Source organism: Rhizobium esperanzae (assembly GCF_002204185.1).
Taxonomy (GTDB): Bacteria; Pseudomonadota; Alphaproteobacteria; order Rhizobiales; family Rhizobiaceae; genus Rhizobium; species Rhizobium esperanzae.
Genome location: NZ_MXPU01000017.1, coordinates 105,602 through 124,230, shown reverse-complemented (window position 1 = coordinate 124,230; position 18,629 = coordinate 105,602). Strand labels below are relative to the sequence as shown.

Annotated in this window: 10 protein-coding genes; all 10 read left to right on the top strand. The window is 61.7% G+C overall.

Features of this window, described 5'->3' with window-relative positions; all coding sequences use genetic code 11:
- Window positions 1-277: 277 nt before the first annotated feature.
- The 10 genes from B5E41_RS23240 to glgC all read left to right on the top strand — a co-directional run bounded on the left by B5E41_RS23240 (window position 278) and on the right by glgC (window position 18,627).
- Complete coding sequence (locus B5E41_RS23240) at window positions 278-2,146, top strand: TPR end-of-group domain-containing protein (RefSeq protein ID WP_088396230.1); 1,869 nt, start codon at window positions 278-280, stop codon at window positions 2,144-2,146.
- Between the two features lie 93 nt (window positions 2,147-2,239).
- A complete protein-coding gene (locus B5E41_RS23235) occupies window positions 2,240-2,917 on the top strand; it encodes a response regulator (protein ID WP_088396229.1) in 678 nt (225 codons plus the stop codon).
- Complete coding sequence (locus B5E41_RS23230; RefSeq protein ID WP_088396228.1) at window positions 2,914-4,296, top strand: sensor histidine kinase; 1,383 nt, start codon at window positions 2,914-2,916, stop codon at window positions 4,294-4,296. Before B5E41_RS23235 ends, B5E41_RS23230 begins: the two co-directional genes overlap by 4 nt.
- Window positions 4,297-4,406: 110 nt before the next feature.
- The gene (locus B5E41_RS23225; RefSeq protein ID WP_088396227.1) at window positions 4,407-7,730 is read left to right on the top strand and encodes a transglutaminase family protein; all 3,324 of its coding nucleotides are present in this window, start codon (window positions 4,407-4,409) and stop codon (window positions 7,728-7,730) included.
- A gap of 39 nt (window positions 7,731-7,769) precedes the next feature.
- Window positions 7,770-10,187, top strand: a complete 2,418-nt coding sequence (locus tag B5E41_RS23220) for a circularly permuted type 2 ATP-grasp protein (RefSeq protein ID WP_088396226.1) — start codon at window positions 7,770-7,772, stop codon at window positions 10,185-10,187.
- Window positions 10,188-10,191: 4 nt separating this feature from the next.
- On the top strand, window positions 10,192-11,070 hold the full coding sequence (locus B5E41_RS23215) for a transglutaminase family protein (RefSeq protein WP_085860463.1): 879 nt from the start codon (window positions 10,192-10,194) through the stop codon (window positions 11,068-11,070).
- A 114-nt stretch (window positions 11,071-11,184) separates the two neighbouring features.
- On the top strand, window positions 11,185-12,405 hold the full coding sequence (locus B5E41_RS23210; protein WP_088396225.1) for a TadE/TadG family type IV pilus assembly protein: 1,221 nt from the start codon (window positions 11,185-11,187) through the stop codon (window positions 12,403-12,405).
- A 274-nt stretch (window positions 12,406-12,679) separates the two neighbouring features.
- A complete protein-coding gene (locus B5E41_RS23205; RefSeq protein WP_064804959.1) occupies window positions 12,680-15,142 on the top strand; it encodes a glycogen/starch/alpha-glucan phosphorylase in 2,463 nt (820 codons plus the stop codon).
- Window positions 15,139-17,346 (top strand): 1,4-alpha-glucan branching protein GlgB, encoded by a 2,208-nt coding sequence (glgB, locus tag B5E41_RS23200; protein ID WP_088396224.1) that lies wholly within the window; start codon window positions 15,139-15,141, stop codon window positions 17,344-17,346. Before B5E41_RS23205 ends, glgB begins: the two co-directional genes overlap by 4 nt.
- A gap of 18 nt (window positions 17,347-17,364) precedes the next feature.
- Entirely contained in the window at window positions 17,365-18,627 is a 1,263-nt protein-coding gene (gene glgC / locus B5E41_RS23195; protein ID WP_064804961.1) for a glucose-1-phosphate adenylyltransferase, read from the top strand.
- Window positions 18,628-18,629 lie beyond the last annotated feature (2 nt).

Sequence of the window (18,629 nt, the reverse complement as noted above, 5' to 3'; positions counted from 1 at the left end):
GGAGCAAGGGCGCGATCGGACCTGCAGCGAGCGGTCAGTATTGCGACGGAACCGCAGCAGCCAACGTGTCGGACCGACACCCCTTGACCATAAATGATTATGATTCCCCGTCATCCTTTACCCGTTTTGAGTATTGATGAAGATTGGAGACGATATAGGGTGCGCTGCCGCGTCAAAACGTCGAAGCTGCCCGAATTTACTTCTTCGGGAGACGACTATACGCGACAAAAAACTCTAAAAAAGTTAGACTATTCTGGGAAGACCCATGGGAGGGGTCATGGAACGACGACTGAGCGCTATTCTCGCTGCGGATGTCGTCGGCTACAGCCGATTGATGGGCATTGATGAGTCAGGCACCTTGCAGGCGCTGAACCGTCATCGCTGTGAGCTGGTTGACGTTCGTATTTCGGACTACAAGGGCCGGATCGTCAAACTCACCGGCGATGGCATCCTTGCCGAATTCCAGAGCGTGGTGAATGCCGTCGCCTGCGCCGCCGAAATACAGCGCAGCATGTCCGCCCGCAACGAGAACGTGCCGAAGGACGAGCGCGTTGAATTCCGCATCGGCATCAATCTCGGCGATGTCGTCGTCGAGAACGGCGATATATTTGGCGACGGCGTCAATCTTGCCGCAAGGCTCGAGCGTATCGCAGCACCGGGCGGCATCGCCGTCTCGGCCTCCGTGCGCGACCAGGTCGGCTCGCGCCTCAATCTCGGCTTCGAATTCATCGGCGAGCACATGCTGAAGAATATCAGGCAGCCCGTTCAGGTCTACACCGTCACCTTGGCGCCGCCCTCATCCACCCGACTGGTGGCACAGAACCGCAATACCTGCTTTATTGCCGTGCTGCCCTTCACAAATATGAGCGGCGACGCCGATCAGGATTATTTTTCCGACGGCATCACCGAAGATATCATCACCGATCTCTCGAAGATCTCGAGCCTGCACGTCGTGCCGCGCAACACCATCTTTACTTACAAGGGCATATCGGTGAAGTTGAAGCGCCTCGCCCAGGAACTCGGAGTGCGTTATGTGCTCGAAGGAAGCGTGCGCATCTTCGACAAGCGCGTACGCATCTCCGGCCAGCTCATCGACACTGCCAATGGCGACCATCTCTGGGCCGAGCGTTACGACCGCGATCTCACCGACATCTTTGCGATTCAGGACGAGATCACACAGGCGATCGTCAGCCAGCTGAGGGTGCGCCTGCTGCCGGAGGAGAAGAAGGCGATCGCCAACGAACCGACGGCCAATGTCGAGGCCTACACCTATTATCTCAGGGGTCGCCAGCTCTCCCACAGCTGGACGAAATCCTACCTGCAGCTCGCAAGGCGCATGTTCTGCAAGGCGGTGGAACTCGACCCTGATTATGCCCGGGCCTATGCCGGCATCGCCGATTGCGACGCTGCGATCCGCGACTGGGCGCCTGACGATGTGCCGCTGAGGCGCATTCTCGACATGAGCGCTCGGGCGCTTCAGCTCGATCCCGATCTTCCCGAAGCTCATGCCTCGCATGGCTTGGCGCTGCATCAAAGCGGCCTCGATGATCGGGCGGCGGCCGCCTTCGAACGTGCCCTCACGCTCGACCCGAACCTCTTTGAGGCGAATTTCCATTACGCCCGGTTCTTCTTTATGCGCGGCAACTTTGCCGAATCCGTTCAATATTTCACCCGCGCCGCCGAAATCCGCCCTGACGACTACGTCTCGCCGATTCATCTGATGACGGCCTACCGCTCGCTTGGCCGTCCGGTGGATACGGAAAACTGGGCGCGGCTCGGCCTGCTGCGCGCCGAACGTGCGTTGAATCTCAATCCCGAAAACTCCGGCCCGGCCCATCGCGGCGCGCTGGCGCTTGCTCATCTCGGCGATGCAACGCGGGCACGCGACTGGGCCGCCCGCGCGATCGCCATCGATCCCGACGACATCGTCGCCCAGTATAATCTTGCCTGCGTCTATTCCGTCCTCGGCGATACCGACCAAGCAATCGACCTGCTCGAGAAGCTGCTGCCGCACAGCTCCGTCTATCACATCAAATGGTTCAACAATGATTCCGACCTCGACAACATCCGCGACGATCCTCGCTTCCGGAAATTGTTGGCGATCGCAATGACGGAACGTGAGCGGATCGAGAGGACCGGGAGTTGAAATCCCGTTCTCGGCCATTCACCGAATTTTGAAAATCGCTATGACATCGCTCCGCCACCTCTGTAATCTCCTTTGAAAACAGAGGGAACATCCGTGCGCATCCTGCTCACAGAAGACAATATCGCACTGGCCGACGGCCTGTCGGCGATCTTGCGCGGCACGGGCCATGCCGTCGACGTCGTCCATGACGGCGCATCCGCCAATGCAGTGATCGCCGCCGAAAACTTCGATCTTGTCATTCTCGACCTCAACCTGCCCGAAATGGACGGGCTCGACGTGCTGCGCGCCATGCGCGCCCGGCAGAACCAGGCAGCCGTGCTGATCCTGACGGCGCGCGGCACGCCGGAAGAAAGGGTGAAAGGTCTCGATCTCGGTGCCGACGATTATCTGATCAAACCCTTCGATATCGCCGAGTTTGAGGCCCGCGTTCGCGTGCTGCTGCGCCGCCAGGCCGGGCTGCGTTCGGCGACCGTCGGCTTCGGCGGCATTTCCTTCGACCTCAATTCCCGCACCTTTTCATCGGGCGACACCCCCCTTGATATTCCCGCCCGCGAACTCGGCTTGCTCGAAATCCTCTTCATGCGGGCCGGCAAGGTCATGGCCAAGGAGGCGATCATCCAGTCGCTGACGGCCTTTGACGACGACATTTCCGCAAACGCGATCGAGCAATATGTCAGCCGGCTGAGGAAACGCCTCTCGCCGTACGGCCTGACGGTCAAGACCGCCCGCGGCATCGGCTACTATCTCGACAAGCTGCCCGAGGCTTCATGAAATCAGCCTATTCCCTCAGGCGCCGGCTGCTCTTCTGGCTGCTCATCTCGACCGCCGTCATCGGCACGCTGGCGCTCGCCGATACCTATCGTGAGGCGGTCAAGACGTCGAATATCGTCTCCGACCGGGTGCTCGCCGGCTCTGCTCTGGCAATTGCCGAACGCGTCGTCGTCGCCGAAGACGGGACATTGCAGGTCGACATTCCCTATGTCGCCCTTGAAATGCTGACCTCGGCCGCGCAGGACCGGGTCTTCTACCGCGTTGACGGCCCTCCGGGTCAATTCATCACCGGCTATCAATCCCTGCCGGTCCTGAAGAAGACGCCCGGCAATGCCGCGGCCTTTGCCGACGACAGCTTTCGCGGCGAGCCGATCCGCATCGCCACCCTCGAGCGTTCGGCTTCGACCGGCATCCGCTCCGTGCCCTTCGTCGTGACGGTCGCCGAAACCACCATCGCACGCCGGCAATTGACGCAGGCGATTCTCGTGCGTTCGGCGCTGCGTCTCGCCTTCATGATCTTGGGCGCGGCGGTCATCGTCTGGATATCGGTCACGGTGGCGCTCCGCCCGCTCTACAAGCTCGGCGACGCCATCGGCGAACGCAGTCCTGACGATCTGCATCCGATTGAACAAACCGTGCCGAGCGAGGTCGAGCCGCTAGTCGATACGGTCAATTCCTTCATGGTCCGCCTGCAGTCGGCTCTCGATGCGCTGCGCAATTTCACCGGCAATGCCAGCCATCAGCTACGCACGCCGCTGGCGATCATCCGTACCCAGCTCGCCCTTTCGGCCCGCGCCGGCACGCTTGATGAAGCCCAGGCGGCAGCGCTGAAGGGAGACCAGGCCGTGGCGCATGCCGAACGCATCCTTGCCCAGCTTCTGCTGATGGCGAAGATCGACGCCGCCGCGGCCAAGGAGGCGCTGACCGCCTCCGCCATCGATCTTGCGGCCATCGCCCAGGAAATCACCGGTGAGCAGATCCCGGCGGCCGCCGTCGCCGGCATCGATCTCGGCTTCGAGGGCGAAAGCCCGGCCATGATCCGCGCCGAGCCTCTGCTGATCGGGGAGATGCTGCGCAACCTCGCCGGCAACGCCATCGCCTATGCCGGCAAAGGGGCTGAGGTCACCGTCCGCATCATCGCAGCCGCCGACACGGTTCGCCTCGAAGTCGAGGACAATGGTCCCGGTATTCCCAGCGAGAAGCTGGAGGCAGTCCGCAGGCGCTTTTCGCGCGGCAATGATTCCGGCGCGCCCGGCGCTGGCCTCGGCCTGCCGATCGTCGAAGAAATCGCCAATCTTTTCAACGCCGCGTTGACGCTGGAGCCAGGCGCGGGCGGCAAGGGCCTGAAGGCGGGGGTCACCTTCGCCAAGGCGGCGTAAAAGCCGCCGGGTCCTCGGCCTTCCGCCCTTGCTTTCTTTCGCTGCATTGCACACACTGGCTTCGGGAACAGCAAGCCGCACAATGATGCGCGCCGGATAAAAAGAGAAATATGTCGATCAAAGCCAGCATCTATCACCTGACGCATTATACCTATGACAAACCGGTCCGGCTCGGCCCACAGATCATCCGGTTGAAACCGGCCTCGCATTCGAAGACGCGGGTGCTCAGCCACTCGTTGAAGGTCACCCCCTCCAACCACTTCGTCAATCTGCAGCAGGACCCTTACGGCAATTACCTCGCCCGCTTCGTCTTCCCGGACCCGGTGACGGAATTCAAGATCGAGGTCGACCTCGTCGCCGACATGACGGTCTATAATCCCTTCGATTTCTTCGTCGAGGAGGAGGCGACCAAGTGGCCGTTCGATTATCCTGAAACCATCCGGGAGGATCTGTCGATCTACATGACGTCGGAGCCGGCCGGCCCGCGTCTCAAGGCGCTGCTGCCGACGCTCGATTGGTCGCCAGGCCAGCCGACGATCGATATGGTCGTCGGCCTGAATGCCCGCCTGCAGCGGCAGATCGGTTATGTCATCCGCATGGAAGCCGGTGTGCAGACGCCGGAAGAGACGCTGGAAAACGCCAAGGGCTCCTGCCGCGACACCAGCTGGCTGCTCGTCCAGATCCTGCGCCACCTCGGCCTTGCCGCCCGCTTCGTCTCCGGCTACCTCATCCAGCTGACACCTGACCTGAAGGCGCTCGACGGGCCCTCCGGGACCGAAGTCGATTTCACCGACCTGCATGCCTGGGCCGAGGTCTATCTGCCCGGTGCCGGCTGGGTTGGCCTCGATCCGACCTCCGGCCTTCTGACCGGCGAAAGCCATATCCCGCTTGCAGCAACGCCGCACTATCGCAACGCCGCTCCGATTTCCGGCGGTTATTTCGGCGAGGCCGAAACCGAATTTGCCTTCGATATGAAGGTCTCGCGCGTTGCCGAGCATCCGCGCATCACCAAGCCCTTCTCCGATGAGAGCTGGAACGAACTCAACGAACTCGGCGAGAAGGTCGATCGCATCCTCGAAGCCGAGGATGTGCGCCTCACCATGGGCGGCGAGCCGACCTTCGTCTCGATCGACGATTTTCAATCCGCCGAATGGAACACCGAGGCCGTCGGCCCGACCAAGCGCGAAAAGGCGGACGCGCTCATCCGCCGGCTTCGCACCCGCTTCGCCCCGAACGGTTTCCTGCATTACGGCCAGGGCAAATGGTATCCGGGCGAAAGCCTGCCACGCTGGACCTTCTCGCTCTACTGGCGCAAGGATGGCTTGCCGATCTGGTCCGATGACAATCTCGTCGCCACCGAGGGCCGCAATTATGAGGTCACGGAGGATGATGCCGGCCGGCTGCTGACGGCGATTGCCGGCGAGCTGGATGTTTCCCCCGAATATGTCGCGCCGGCCTTCGAGGATCCCGCCGAATGGCTCACCAAGGAAGCGAACCTGCCGGAGAATGTGGATCCGGCGAATTCCAAGCTCAAGGACGCCGAGGAACGCAGCCGTATCGCCCGTGTCTTCGATCGCGGACTGACCCGGCCGACCGGCTACGTCCTGCCTGTTCAGGCATGGAATGCACGCGCCAGCGGCCGCACATGGACGAGCGAGAAATGGTCGACGCGGCGCGGCCGCATCTTCCTCGTGCCGGGCGACAGTCCGGTCGGCTATCGTCTGCCGCTCAATTCGCTCGCCTATATCCCGCCCTCGCAATATCCCTATATCAACCCGCTCGATCCGTTTGTGCAGCGCCCCGAACTGCCGGATTTCGGCGAGGATAGCGGGCGTCCGCTGCAAGCCGCGCACTTCGAGCCTTTCACCGGCCAGCAGCCGGCGGCACCCCAATCGTTGAACGAGATCGGCGGCCACGTCCGCACCGCGCTTTCCGTCGAGCCGCGCGACGGCCGCCTCTGCGTCTTCATGCCGCCCACAGAAACGCTCGAAGATTATCTCGATCTCATTGCCTCCACCGAACGAGCGGCAGCCGCCCTCGGCCTCGCCGTTCACATCGAAGGCTATCCGCCGCCGCAGGACGAGCGCATCAACGTCATCCGCGTCGCCCCGGATCCCGGCGTCATCGAGGTCAACATTCATCCGTCCTCGACATGGAAAGAGACGGTCGACATCACCACTGCCATCTACGAGGAGGCTCGCCAGAGCCGTCTCGGCGCCGACAAGTTCATGATCGACGGCCGCCACACCGGCACCGGCGGCGGCAACCATGTCGTCGTAGGCGGTAGCAACCCGAACAACAGTCCTTTCCTGCGCCGCCCCGACCTTCTGAAGAGCCTGGTGTTGCACTGGCAACGCCATCCGTCGCTGTCCTACCTCTTCTCCGGCCTGTTCATCGGCCCAACCAGCCAGGCGCCGCGCATCGATGAGGCCCGTCACGACAGCCTCTACGAGCTGGAAATCGCACTGGCGCAGATCCCGGCGCCCGGCCGTGGCCAGCAGCCTTTGCCCTGGCTCATCGATCGCCTGTTCCGCAACCTCTTGATCGACGTGACCGGCAATACCCACCGCGCTGAAATCTGCATCGACAAGCTCTTCTCGCCCGATGGCCCGACGGGTCGCCTCGGTCTCGTGGAATTCCGGGGTTTCGAGATGCCGCCGAATGCCCGCATGTCGCTGGCGCAGCAATTGTTGGTGCGTGCGCTGATCGCCCGCTTCTGGATGAATCCGGCCGACGGCAAGTTTGTACGCTGGGGAACCTCGCTGCACGACCGCTTCATGCTGCCGCATTATGTCTGGGCCGACTTCCTCGATGTGCTGGCGGACTTGCGCGAAAACGGCTTCAATCTCAGCCCTGGATGGTTCAAAGCCCAGCTCGAATTCCGCTTCCCCTTCTGCGGCGAGGTCGAATATGAAGGATCGAAGCTGGAACTGCGGCAGGCGCTGGAACCCTGGCACGTCATGGGTGAGCAAGGCGCGATCGGCGGCACGGTGCGCTATGTCGATTCGTCCGTCGAACGCCTGCAGCTACGCTTCGAAACAAGCAATACCGCGCGCTACACCGTCACCTGCAACGGCCGCGTCCTGCCGCTGACGCCGACCGGCACGTCGGGCGTATCGGTCGCCGGCGTCCGCTACAAGGCATGGCAACCGGCCTCAGGCTTGCATCCGGTGTTGCCGGTCAACACACCTTTGACTTTTGATATTTATGATACATGGTCGAAACGTTCGATTGGCGGCTGCATCTATCATGTTGCCCATCCGGGCGGCCGGACCTATGACACCTTCCCGGTCAACGGCAACGAGGCGGAAGCAAGGCGGCTCGCCCGCTTCGAGCCGTGGGGGCATACGGCGGGCGGTTTTATCCCGCGCGCCGAGACGGGTTCGCCGGAATTCCCGCTGACGCTGGATCTGAGGCGGCCCGCCGGCATTTGAGGACCGGGGCTAGAGGCCGAGGGTTGAAGTTGGGGTTTGATGGGTAAGAGACCGGCATTGGAGCGCAGGGAAGAGGCGGAGAGCAGCATCGGCAAGGATGCGGCCTTCGGCTATGCGCCGCTTCCCGACACCGCCGACGAAATGGTGGACAATAAAGGCGGGGTCCGCCCCGTCTGGCAGCGTTTCCTCTCGCATCTCGGCGCAATGCCGGAAAGGGATCTCGCGGAGCGCTTCGCCCGCGCCGACCGGTACCTCAGAGACGCCGGCGTCTTCTACCGTGCCTATGGCAGCAAGGGTACCGGCGAACGCGCCTGGCCGATCTCGCATATCCCGGTGCTGATCGATGAGCGCGAATGGCAGGCGCTGTCGGCAGGCCTCGTCCAGCGCGCCGACCTGCTGGAGGCGATCATTGCCGATATCTACGGGGAGAACCGGCTTGTGGAGGAAGGATTCCTGCCGCCGGCGCTGATCGCCGCCAATTCCGAATTTCAGCGCCCGCTGGCCGGCATCCGGCCGGCATCCGGCCACTATCTTCACTTCTGCGCCTTCGAGATCGGCCGTGGGCCTGACGGCAATTGGTGGGTGCTGGCAGACCGCACTCAGGCTCCCTCCGGCGCCGGCTTTGCACTTGAAAACCGCGTCGCGACGACCCGAGCCTTCTCGGATATCTACGCCGAAACGCCCGTCCACCGCCTCGCCTCCTTCTTCGGCGCCTTCCGCGATGCGCTGCAGGACATGAAACATTCGGGCGACGACCGCATCGCCGTCCTGACGCCAGGTCCCGCCAACGAGACCTATTACGAACACGCCTACATCGCCCGCTATCTCGGCTTCATGCTGCTCGAGGGTGAGGATCTCGCCGTCGTCAAAGGCCGCGTCATGGTCCGCACCGTCGCCGGCCTGAAGCCGATCGGCGTGCTCTGGCGCCGCCTCGACTCGGCCTTTGCCGACCCGCTGGAGCTGAACCAGAATTCGCATATCGGCACGCCCGGTCTGGTGGAGGCGCTGCGCGCCGAAAGCGTCACCATCGTCAATGCGCTCGGCACCGGCATTCTCGAAACCCGGGCGCTTCTGGCCTTCATGCCGACCATCTGCCGGCATCTGCTCGGGCAGGATCTGAAACTGCCGTCGATCGCCACCTGGTGGTGCGGCCAGAAGGAAGAGCGCGAGCAGGTCGCCAAGAATATCGAGAAAATGGTGATCGGCCCGGCCTATTCCCGCGCCCCCTTCTTCGATGACAACGGCGAATCCGTCCTCGGCTCGTCGCTGCGGGCAACCGCCAAGGACTCCATTGCCGACTGGCTCAACTCGGACGGCCCGAAACTGGTCGGCCAGGAAGTCGTCACGCTATCGACGACGCCCGCCTGGGTGAACGGCAAACTCGTGCCGCGGCCGATGTCGCTGCGCGTTTTCGCTGCCCGCACGGCAGACGGCTGGCAGATCATGCCCGGCGGTTTTGCCCGCATCGGCTCCGGCGCCGACGTCTCGGCGATCGCCATGCAGTCTGGCGGAGCAGCTGCCGACGTCTGGATCGTCAGCGACAAGCCGGTCGAGCGCCACACCCTGCTGCCGGCGGAAGGCAGCTTCACCCGCAACATGCCGGGCAGCCTGCCGAGCCGGGCGGCCGACAATCTGTTCTGGCTCGGCCGCTACATCGAACGCGCCGAAGGTGCGTTGCGCATCCTGCGCGCCTGGCATGCGCGTTTTGCCGAAGCTGCCGATCCGAGCCAGCCGCTGCTCGCCGATGTCTCAGCCTATCTCGCGGCCCTCGATATCGATACCGCCGAGCCCGTGCCCGAGAGGCTCCTGCGCAACATCGACAGCGCCGTCTATTCGGCCAGCAACATCCGCGACCGCTTCTCGCCCGATGGTTGGCTCGCCCTCAACGATCTCGCCAAAACCGCCCGGCGGTTTCACGCCACCGTCACGGCCGGCGATGACGCCAGCCATGCGATGACGATCCTCCTGCGCAAGCTCGCGGGCTTTGCCGGCCTCGTGCACGAAAACATGTACCGCTTCATGGGCTGGCGCTTCCTCTCGCTCGGCCGCTATATCGAGCGCGGCCTGCACATGACGCGCCTGCTCGGCCACATGTCCGGCCCGGAAGCGCCCGACGGCGCGCTCGACATGCTGCTCGAGATCGGCGACAGCGTCATGACCCACCGTCGCCGCTACAACGTCAATACCGCGCGGCTGACCGTCACCGACCTGTTGGCGCTCGATCCCCTCAATCCTCGCTCGGTCCTCTTCCAGGTGAACGAGATCCACCATGAGGTCGAGCAATTGCCGAACGCCCTGATCAATGGCCAGATGTCGCCCTTCTACCGGGAGGCGATGCGGCTTCATTCCGGCCTGGCGGTGATGACGCCGGAGGGCATGGGAGTCGAGGTCTACCAGCGGCTCGAACGCGAATTGGAGCAGCTTTCCGATCTGCTCGCCCAGACCTATCTCGGGTGACGGCGTGCTTTACGATCTCTCGCTCCGCATGAGTTATAGCTACGATGTGCCGGCCTCCGGCGCTCGCCATATCATGCGACTGATGCCGCTGTCGCTGAGCAACCGCCAACGCCTGGTCGCCGGCTCGATCACAGTCTCCCCGACACCGGACGAGCAATCGCATTTCGTCGATTTCTTTCAACATCCCGCCACCTCTTTCATGCTGCGGACGCCGCACGAGACGCTCGACATTCGCATGCAGGCCCGTGTGCAGGTCGAAAGCCAGCCGATCGCCGCTGATTTCTCTCCGCTGCTTGCCGACCTGCCGGAAGAAATATCAGACGTCTGGTCGCTGGCGCCGGATTCACCGCATCACTTTCTCGGCGACAGCCCGCGCCTGACGCAGGCGCGCGAGATTGGCGATTATGCACGAAGCTGCGTCACGCCCCAGCTGACAGCCATGCAGATCGCTCATGCGCTCTGCGCCCGCATCAATAAGGATTTCACCTACGATTCCGACGCGACGACAGTGGACACAACTCCGCTCGAAGCGTTCAGGCTCAAACGCGGCGTCTGCCAGGATTTCACCCACATCATGATCCTGGCGCTCAGAAGCCTCGGCATTCCGGCCGGCTACGTCTCCGGTTTCCTGCGCACCATTCCGCCCCCCGGCAAGGAACGGCTGGAAGGGGCAGACGCCATGCATGCCTGGGTGCGGGTCTGGTGCGGCGAGACGATCGGCTGGATCGAGCTCGACCCGACCAACAACATTCCGGCCGGTATGGACCATATCGTCGTCGCCTATGGACGGGACTATTCCGATGTCGTCCCCGTCATCGGCGTATTGAAAAGCTATGGCGGCCAGCGCGCCGTTCAGGCGGTCGATGTCATCCCGCTGAAATAATCCCAAAACTGGAAAAATTAGCCGATTCGTTAAAATTCTATTGACGCCGTAAGGACTGCGTAAAGAGGCAGCGTGCGTAAATCACCTCACAGGGTTTCCAGTTGGGTGAACATGATGAGCACCTCGTTTTTGCGTCCCTGCCTGCGTCGCATGTTCAGCGATCGAGGCGGTAATTTCGGTATCATGACGGCGATTTTGGCGCCGGTTCTTCTCGGTGCTGCCGGCATGGCGATCCAGGTCGGTGATATGCTGCTCTCGAAACAGCAATTGCAGGAAGCAGCCGATTCGGCGGCGCTTGCGACCGCCACCGCACTGGCGAATGGCACGATCCAAACCTCTGAGGCCGAAGCCTTCGCCCGGAATTTCGTCGCCGGGCAGATGGCGAATTATCTGCAGAGCGGTACCGACATCAAGAGCACGACGAGCGTCAATGTCCAAACAACGACATCGGGCAAATCGACATCCTACCAAGTAACGGTTTCGCCGAGTTACGACCTCACGGTCAACCCGCTCATGCAGGCAGTCGGCTTCAGCACGCAGCATCTCTCGACCACCGGCACGACGGTCGGTGGTCATTCAGAGACCCAAGGCTCGATCTCCATGTTCCTCGCACTCGACAAATCGGGGTCGATGGGAGATCCGACCACAACTGTCGTGACGGAATCCTTCACCTACAAGTGCAATCCTCATCTGAACAATGGCGGCAGGACAGTCTACGACACCTGCACCGGCACGCGTACGCGTTTCTACACAAAGATAGAAGCGCTGAAGCTCGCCGCCGGCAATCTCTTCGGTCAGCTCAATAGCGCGGATCCCAATGCCGAATATGTACGCACAGGCGCGGTATCCTACGATATCGTTGAATACACCGCCAGCAGTCTCGCCTGGGGGACCGCCGCTGCCTCAAACTACGTCAACGCGCTTCAGTCAGGAGGCGGCACGAACTCCAGCGGCGCAATGAACACGGCCTATTTGTCTCTGACGGCTAAGAACGCTGCCGGGAATGACGTCGAAAACGCCGCCCATCAGCAGAAAACCGGGCAAGTGCCCAAGAAGTACATCGTCTTCATGACGGACGGCGACAACAACAATGATAGCAGCGGCGGCCGTTCCTACGACACCGCAACGAAGAAGACATGCGACGACGCGAAAGCGAAAGGCATCGAAATCTATACGATTGCCTTTATGGCACCAGCAGGGGGGCAGGCGCTGCTGCATTATTGCGCCTCCGACGACTCCCATTATTTCCAGGCTGAAAAAATGGAAGACCTCCTTGCCGCCTTTCAGGCGATCGGTGCGAAGGCCTCCGCTCAGCTGACACGTCTGACGAACTGAGCTACAGCCACGACAAAGGGCAAAGGAAAAGCCGCGCCGGAACAAACCGGCGCGGCTTTTCGCTGTTGCTGCCGGCCTTCAGATCGGGAAAGACGATTGAAATCAATCCTCCCGAGCAATGTGAACATGAAGGTTTCGCAAATTTTTCGTTTGTCCAAATCCTTTGTTGCAAGTGCTTCCTAACGATGCATAAACTGTCGCAAGCGCAGGCGACAAATCGATTAAATCGGGCATTAACACCCTGATACCAAATTAAAATTGGCGAGATCTGACCATGAATACCGTTTCCAAGCCGGTTATCCCCTCTCCCGCTCCCCGCAGCTCAAGGCCGGAAATTCTCGCTGAAGAAATCATCGAACGCCTGACCTACCGCATCGGCAAGGACGCCAAGGTGGCAAAGCCGCATGACTGGCTGACGGCGACGATCCTGGTGGTGCGCGACCGCATCATCGACAAGTGGATGGCCTCCACCCGTGAGGTCTATGCGACCGGAGCCAAGCGCGTCTATTATCTTTCTCTCGAGTTCCTGATCGGCCGCCTGATGCGCGATGCCGTCTCGAACCTCGGCCTGATGGAAGAGGTGCGCGATGCTCTTAGCTCCCTCGGCGTCGACGTCAATGTCATCGCCGGCCTGGAGCCGGACGCCGCGCTCGGCAATGGCGGCCTCGGGCGTCTCGCCGCTTGTTTCATGGAAAGCATGGCGACGGTCGACGTTCCGGCCTATGGCTATGGCATCCGCTACGTTCACGGCCTCTTCCGTCAGCAGATGGCCGACGGCTGGCAGGTGGAACTGCCGGAAAATTGGCTCGCCCACGGCAATCCTTGGGAATTCGAGCGCCGCGAGAGCGCCTATGAAATCGGTTTCGGCGGCGCCGTCGAATTCATCACCACCCATGACGACCAGCCGCGCTATGTCTGGAAGCCGGCCGAGCGCGTCATCGCTGCCGCCTTCGACACGCCGGTGGTCGGCTGGCGGGGAAAACGCGTCAACACGCTGCGCCTCTGGTCGGCGCAGCCGATCGATCCAATCCTGCTCGATGCCTTCAACGCCGGCGACCACATCGGCGCGCTGCGCGAAAGCAACAAGGCCGAAAGCCTGACCCGCGTCCTCTATCCTGCGGATGCAACCCCTGCCGGTCAGGAATTGCGGCTACGCCAGGAATTCTTCTTCTCGTCGGCCTCGCTGCAGGACATTCTGCGCCGCCACCTGCAGCAATATGACGACTTTACCTCGCTGCCGGACAAGGTGGCCATTCAGCTGAACGACACCCATCCGGCCGTCTCGGTCGCTGAACTGGTGCGTCTGCTCTGCGACGTGCACGGCATGGATTTCGACCAAGCCTGGGATATCACCCGCCGCACCTTTTCCTACACCAACCACACGCTTCTGCCGGAAGCATTGGAAAGCTGGCCGGTTCCGCTGTTCGAGCGCCTGCTGCCGCGCCACATGCAGATCGTCTACGCGATCAATGCCAAGATCCTGCTCGAAGCCCGCAAGGGTAAGAACTTCTCCGACAGCGAAATCCGCTCGATCTCGCTGATCGAGGAAAGCGGCGACCGCCGCGTGCGCATGGGCAATCTCGCCTTCATCGGTTCGCACTCGATCAACGGCGTCTCGGCCCTGCACACCGACCTGATGAAGGTCACGGTTTTTGCCGACCTGCACAAGCTCTATCCCGACCGCATCAACAACAAGACCAACGGCATCACGCCGCGCCGCTGGCTGCAGCAGTGCAATCCCGGCCTCACCGGTCTGATCCGCGAGGCGATCGGCGATGCGTTCCTCGATGATGCCGAAAAGCTTCGCCCGCTCGAGGCACATGCTTCCGATCCGACCTTCCAGCAGAAGTTCGCGGCGGTGAAGCGGGCCAACAAGGTAGCGCTTTCCAATCTCGTCGCCAGCCGCATGGGCGTGAAGCTCGACCCGTCGGCGATGTTCGACATCCAGATCAAGCGCATTCACGAATACAAGCGCCAGCTTCTGAACATCATCGAAGCCGTCGCCCTCTACGACCAGATCCGCTCGCATCCGGAGCTGGACTGGGTGCCGCGCGTGAAACTCTTCGCCGGCAAGGCGGCGCCGAGCTATTACAATGCCAAGCTGATCATCAAGCTGATCAATGACGTCGCCCGCACGATCAACAACGATCCGGCGGTGCGCGGGCTGCTGAAGGTCGTCTTCGTGCCCAACTACAATGTCTCGCTCGCCGAAGTCATGGTTCCGGCGGCCGACCTTTCCGAGCAGATCTCGACCGCCGGCATGGAAGCGTCCGGCACCGGCAACATGAAGTTCGGTCTCAATGGAGCGCTGACGATCGGCACGCTCGACGGCGCCAATGTCGAAATGCGCGACAATGTCGGCGAAGACAACATCGTCATCTTCGGCCTCAGAGCTGATGAGGTCGCCAAAGTCCGCAGCGACGGCCACAATCCACGCGCCATTATCGAAGGGTCCCGCGAACTCTCCCAGGCGCTTTCAGCCATCGGCTCCGGCGTCTTCTCGCCCGACGACCGCAATCGCTACACGGCGCTGATCGACGGGATCTATTCGCATGACTGGTTCATGGTCGCCGCCGATTTCGACGCTTATGCCCAGGCCCAGCGCGACGTCGATCAGATCTGGACCAACCAGTCCGCCTGGTACACGAAGACGATCAACAATACGGCACGGATGGGCTGGTTCTCCTCCGATCGCACGATCAGGCAATATGCAGACGAAATCTGGAGAGCCGGATGAAAACGCCGAAAACCGTCCCTGAAGTAAAGCTTTCCTGGGAAATTTCGGCAGATGAAATCACGGCGATCCTTGCCGGCTCGCATTCCAATCCCTTTGCCGTCCTAGGTGTGCACCAAGCCGGCGAGGCTTTCGTTGCCCGGTGCTTCATCCCGGGTGCGGAGGAAGTGACCGCCATGACCCTCGATGGCGGGATTGTCGGCGAATTGAACCAACTCCACGCCGATGGCCTCTTCGCCGGGCCGGTTTCACTCGCCAAACTGCAGCCGGTGCGCTACCGCGCCCGGCGCGGCGACGCCGAATGGGCGGTCACCGACCCCTACAGCTTCGGGCCGGTGCTCGGGCCGATGGACGATTATTTCGCCCGCCAAGGTTCGCATCTGCGCCTGTTCGACAAGATGGGCGCCCATCTCATCAACCATGACGGCGCGCAGGGCATCCACTTCGCGGTCTGGGCGCCGAACGCCCAGCGCGTCTCCGTGGTTGGCGATTTCAACGGCTGGGACGGCCGCCGCCATGTCATGCGCTTCCGCGCCGACAGCGGCATCTGGGAAATCTTCGCTCCCGATGTGCCGCTCGGCGTCGCCTACAAGTTCGAAATTCGCGGCCACGACGGCGTGTTGCTGCCGCTGAAGGCCGATCCCTTCGCCCGCCGCAGCGAGCTCAGACCCAAGACCGCCTCGATCGCCGCTGCCGAACTGGAGCAGGTCTGGGAGGACGAGGCCCATCTGAAGCACTGGCGCGAAACCGACAAGCGCCGTCAGCCGATCTCGATCTATGAGGTGCATGCCGGCTCCTGGCAGCGCCGGCAGGACGGCACCATGCTGTCCTGGGACGAGCTCGCCTCCAGTCTCATCCCCTACTGCGTCGACATGGGATTCACTCATATCGAATTCCTGCCGATCACAGAGCATCCATACGACCCTTCCTGGGGCTATCAGACGACCGGCCTTTACGCCCCGACCGCCCGCTTCGGCGAGCCGGAAGGCTTCGCCCGTTTCGTCAACGGCTGCCACAAGGTCGGTATTGGCGTCATTCTCGACTGGGTGCCGGCACATTTCCCGACCGACGAACACGGCCTCGGCTGGTTTGACGGCACGGCGCTCTACGAGCACGAAGACCCGCGCAAGGGCTTCCATCCGGACTGGAACACGGCAATCTATAATTTCGGCCGCACTGAAGTGGTTTCCTATCTGGTCAACAACGCCCTCTATTGGGCCGAGAAGTTCCATCTTGACGGCCTGCGCGTCGATGCCGTCGCCTCGATGCTCTATCTCGATTATTCCCGCAAGCATGGCGAATGGATCCCGAACGAATATGGCGGCAACGAGAACCTCGAAGCCGTCCGCTTTCTGCAGGACCTCAACATCCGCATCTACGGCCAGCATTCCAACGTCATGACCATTGCCGAGGAATCGACCTCCTGGCCGAAAGTCTCGCAACCCGTGCATGAAGGCGGCCTCGGCTTCGGCTTCAAATGGAATATGGGCTTCATGCACGACACGCTGAGCTACATGAAGCGCGACCCGGTGCACCGCAAGCACCACCATAATGAGCTCACCTTCGGCCTCCTCTACGCCTATTCGGAAAATTTCGTCCTGCCGCTGTCGCACGACGAGGTCGTTCACGGAAAGGGCTCGCTGATCGCCAAGATGCCGGGCGACGACTGGCAGAAGTTCGCCAATCTGCGCGCCTATTACGCTTATATGTGGGGCTATCCCGGCAAGAAGCTGTTGTTCATGGGCCAGGAATTCGCCCAGTGGAGCGAATGGAGCGAGGATCGGTCGCTCGACTGGAACCTGCTGCAATACCGTATGCACGAGGGCATGCGGCGCCTGGTGCGCGACCTCAACTTCACCTATCGCAGCAAACCCGCCCTGCATGAGCGTGACTGCGAGGGCGAAGGCTTCGAATGGCTGATTGCCGACGACAGCGAGAATTCCGTCTTCGCCTGGCAGCGCAAGGCGCCGGGCCAGAAGCCGATCGTCATCATAACCAACTTTACGCCCGTCTACCGCGAGAACTACTTGTTACGCCTGCCTTCCGCAGGCCGCTGGCGGGAGATTCTGAATACCGATGCCGACATCTATGGCGGCAGCGGCAAGGGCAATGGCGGGCGCGTGCAGGCCGTCGATGCCGGCGGCAATATCACCTGCTCGATCACGCTGCCGCCCTTGGCGACAATCATGCTTGAACCTGAAAATTAAGACTGGTGGGAGGAGAAAATGGTAGAGAAGCGTATTCAGCCACTTGCCCGCGATGCAATGGCCTATGTTCTGGCGGGCGGCAGGGGGAGCCGTCTTAAGGAACTCACCGACCGACGCGCCAAGCCCGCTGTCTATTTCGGCGGCAAGGCCCGCATCATCGATTTCGCCCTGTCGAACGCGCTGAATTCAGGCATTCGCCGCATCGGCGTCGCGACGCAGTACAAGGCGCATTCGCTGATCCGTCACATGCAACGCGGCTGGAACTTCTTCCGTCCGGAAAGAAACGAAAGTTTCGACATCCTGCCTGCCTCGCAGCGCGTCTCTGAAACGCAGTGGTATGAAGGCACTGCCGACGCCGTTTATCAGAACATCGATATTATCGAGGATTACGGCGTCGAGTACATGGTCATTCTCGCCGGCGACCATGTTTACAAGATGGACTATGAATACATGCTCCAGCAGCATGTCGATTCCGGCGCGGACGTGACGATCGGCTGCCTGGAAGTGCCGCGCATGGAAGCGACCGGCTTCGGCGTCATGCATGTCAACGAAAAGGATGAGATCTTCGCTTTCATCGAAAAGCCGGCCGATCCGCCCGGCATTCCCGACAAGCCGGATTTCGCGCTCGCCTCGATGGGCATCTACGTCTTCCACACCAAGTTCCTGCTCGATGCGCTGCGCCGCGACGCCGCCGACCCGACCTCGAGCCGCGATTTCGGCAAGGATATCATCCCCTATATCGTCAAAAACGGGAAGGCGGTCGCCCACCGTTTCGCCAAGTCCTGCGTCCGTTCCGATTTCGAGCACGAGCCCTACTGGCGCGACGTCGGCACGATCGACGCGTACTGGCAGGCCAATATCGACCTGACGGCCATCGTCCCGGAACTCGATATCTACGATAAGTCCTGGCCGATCTGGACCTATGCCGAGATCACGCCGCCGGCGAAGTTCGTCCATGACGACGACGACCGCCGCGGATCGGCCACGTCCTCCGTCGTCTCGGGCGACTGCATCATCTCAGGCGCCAGCCTCAACAAGAGCCTGCTCTTCACCGGCGTCAGGGCCAATTCCTTTTCCAAGCTGGAGGGAGCGGTCATCCTGCCGAATGTGAAGATCGGACGGCGCGCCCAGCTCAAGAACGTGGTGATCGACCATGGCGTCGTCATTCCGGAGGGTCTTGTGGTCGGCGAGGATCCCGAGCTCGACACCAAGCGCTTCCGACGGACGGAAAGCGGCATCTGCCTGATCACTCAGCCGATGATCGACAAGCTGGATATTTGACT

Coding starts and splice junctions, on each gene's coding strand:
- B5E41_RS23240 (WP_088396230.1), top strand. CDS start 278: ATGGAACGACGACTGAGCGCTATTCTCGCTGCGGATGTCGTCGGCTAC.
- B5E41_RS23230 (WP_088396228.1), top strand. CDS start 2,914: ATGAAATCAGCCTATTCCCTCAGGCGCCGGCTGCTCTTCTGGCTGCTC.
- B5E41_RS23225 (WP_088396227.1), top strand. CDS start 4,407: ATGTCGATCAAAGCCAGCATCTATCACCTGACGCATTATACCTATGAC.
- B5E41_RS23220 (WP_088396226.1), top strand. CDS start 7,770: ATGGGTAAGAGACCGGCATTGGAGCGCAGGGAAGAGGCGGAGAGCAGC.
- B5E41_RS23210 (WP_088396225.1), top strand. CDS start 11,185: ATGAGCACCTCGTTTTTGCGTCCCTGCCTGCGTCGCATGTTCAGCGAT.
- B5E41_RS23205 (WP_064804959.1), top strand. CDS start 12,680: ATGAATACCGTTTCCAAGCCGGTTATCCCCTCTCCCGCTCCCCGCAGC.
- glgB (WP_088396224.1), top strand. CDS start 15,139: ATGAAAACGCCGAAAACCGTCCCTGAAGTAAAGCTTTCCTGGGAAATT.
- glgC (WP_064804961.1), top strand. CDS start 17,365: ATGGTAGAGAAGCGTATTCAGCCACTTGCCCGCGATGCAATGGCCTAT.